Origin of the sequence: Mesorhizobium sp. M5C.F.Ca.IN.020.32.2.1 (assembly GCF_004023105.1) — a bacterium.
Lineage (GTDB): Bacteria > Pseudomonadota > Alphaproteobacteria > Rhizobiales > Rhizobiaceae > Mesorhizobium > Mesorhizobium wenxiniae.
The window spans coordinates 1-2,197 of record NZ_RZSX01000978.1; the positions used below are offsets into that span (position 1 = coordinate 1).

Sequence of the window (2,197 nt, forward strand, 5' to 3'; positions counted from 1 at the left end):
CGTCGGCGGCGACCAGATTTGCGGCAGCCATCATCTGGCGCAGAATTTCCTGTTTCGTCCGGCGCGCGGTTTTGCCGGCTGGAACACGCCGGTCATGAATTTGCATCTCACCGGTGCTGCAACATGGCCGGGCGCCGGCACAGGCGCGGCCTCGGGCTACATGCTCGCCCAACAGCTCGGCGGGAGGTAGAATTCAAAACACTTGCGGGTGAAGGAGAGGCAATGCGCGGTTGCCCAAGGAGCCTGAACCCACTGCATGACAACGACGCGCATAGAAAACCAACAGGGGAACGACCATGACAATCAACAGACGAGAATTGCTCGGATATGGCGCAGCAGCACTTGGCGCCACCGTCATCGGCCTGCCGCAAATAGCCAAGGCAGCCGGCGAACTGACCATCGCCTACAACGTCAACCTGCCGTCCTGGGACCCGACAACCGGCCCTTCGGCGGTCAACCCGACGATCCAGGGCCTCTACCAGTCGGTGTTCGATCAGTTCATCCCGCAGAAGCCGGACCTTTCCTTTGCGCCGGGCCTGCTCACCGAATGGGGCTGGAACGACGACCGCAGCAAGATCATGATGACGGTGCGCGAGGGCGTCACCTGGCATGACGGCTCGCCGCTCACCGCCGAGGACGTGGTGTGGTCGCTGCAGCGGGCGGGCGACGAAAAAACAGGGAATCCGATCCAGTTCGTCTGGAAGAACGTCAACAACTTCAAGATCGCCGGCAACAAGATCACTGGCGATGTCGTGCAGTTCGACCCGGTGTATTTCAAATGGATGTCGTTCCTGACCGGCTACATCATGCCGAAGGCCTACTACGAGAAGGTCGGCGCCGAAGGCTTCGAGAAAGCCCCGATCGGCACCGGCCCCTACATGGTCGACAAGTTCGAGCGCAACGCCTTCCTGCGGCTCAAGGCCAACCCGAACTACTGGGGCGGCAAGCCGGCTTTCGAGAATGTGACGATCAAGTTCGTCACCGACGCGGCGAGCCGCGTTGCCGAAATCGAGTCCGGTTCTTCGCAGGTGACGCTCGAAATCCCCTATGAGGAATATGATCGCCTGGTCGCCAAGGACGGGCTTGCCGGCTCGTGCAAGAACGTTTCCGACATCGGCATGATCTTCTTCAACGACATCGATGTGATACTGGACAAGAACGTCCGCCAGGCCGCGGTGATGGCGGTCGACAAGAAGCTGCTCGTCGAGCGGCTGCTGCGCGGCTACGGCCAGCCGATCGATACGCTGGAGACGCCGGAATACGAGGCCTACGACCCATCGATCAAGGTCGAGCACAATCCGGAAAAAGCTAAGGAATTGCTGGCCGCGTCGGGCTACTCGCCGGAGAAGCCGGTCAAGTTCACGATTCAGACGACTAAGGGCTTCAAGCCCAAGGATTACGAGATGGTCCAGGCGATCGTCGGCATGTGGCGCAAGGTCGGCATCGAGGCGTCGATCGAGGTCTACGAGATCGCCAAGCACTACGAGCTGCGCGCCGCCGACAAGCTGGCCCCGGCCGCCTTCTACAATTGGGGCAACGCCATCGGCGATCCGACCACCTCGACCGGCTTTGCCACCTATGGCCCGAGCCCGCATTCGGTGTGGGACAGCCAGGATCTGATCGACATGATCAACCCGCTATGGGGCGAGAAGGACGAGACCAAGCGCATCGCCGGCTGGAAGGCTGTCGACAAATACATCGCCGAACAGGCCTATGTGCTGCCGCTGATCCAGTATGCGCAGCCGATCGTGCACGCCAAGGGCGTCAATGTCGTGCAGCATGTTTCCGGCGCGCTTTTGCCGGCGCTGATGACCCCGGCCTGACATCGGCCAGGGATCGCCACGCGCCGTCCGCAATGACGGCGCGCATTTTCCGCCAGGCATACAAGCGACCATGCTGCTGCAAAGATTTCTGATACGTCTTTTGACGATGGCGATCACGCTGCTCGGCGTCGCCGTCGTGGTCTTTGTCGTCATTCGCGTCGCGCCCGGCGATCCGGTTGCGATGATGCTGCCGCCCGGCGCGACCGATGCCGACATCGCCCGGCTGCGCGCGCTCTACGGGCTCGACAAAACCATCGTCCAGCAGTTCTTTATCTGGCTTTCCGGCGTCATCAGGGGCGATTTCGGCACCTCGATCTCGCTCCGGCAGGATGTGCTGGGCCTGGTCTTCAACCGGCTGCCGGCGACACTGGAAC

General features: G+C 61.6%; 1 protein-coding gene and 2 pseudogenes. All 3 read left to right on the forward strand.

Annotation, left to right across the window (positions count from 1 at the left end):
• A pseudogene (locus EOA86_RS31715) lies at positions 1-190 on the forward strand (NAD(P)/FAD-dependent oxidoreductase); the annotation flags it as partial.
• A 106-nt stretch (positions 191-296) separates the two neighbouring features.
• A complete protein-coding gene (locus EOA86_RS31720) occupies positions 297-1,823 on the forward strand; it encodes an ABC transporter substrate-binding protein (protein WP_128345210.1) in 1,527 nt (508 codons plus the stop codon).
• A 70-nt stretch (positions 1,824-1,893) separates the two neighbouring features.
• Positions 1,894-2,197: pseudogene (locus EOA86_RS31725) on the forward strand (ABC transporter permease); the annotation flags it as partial.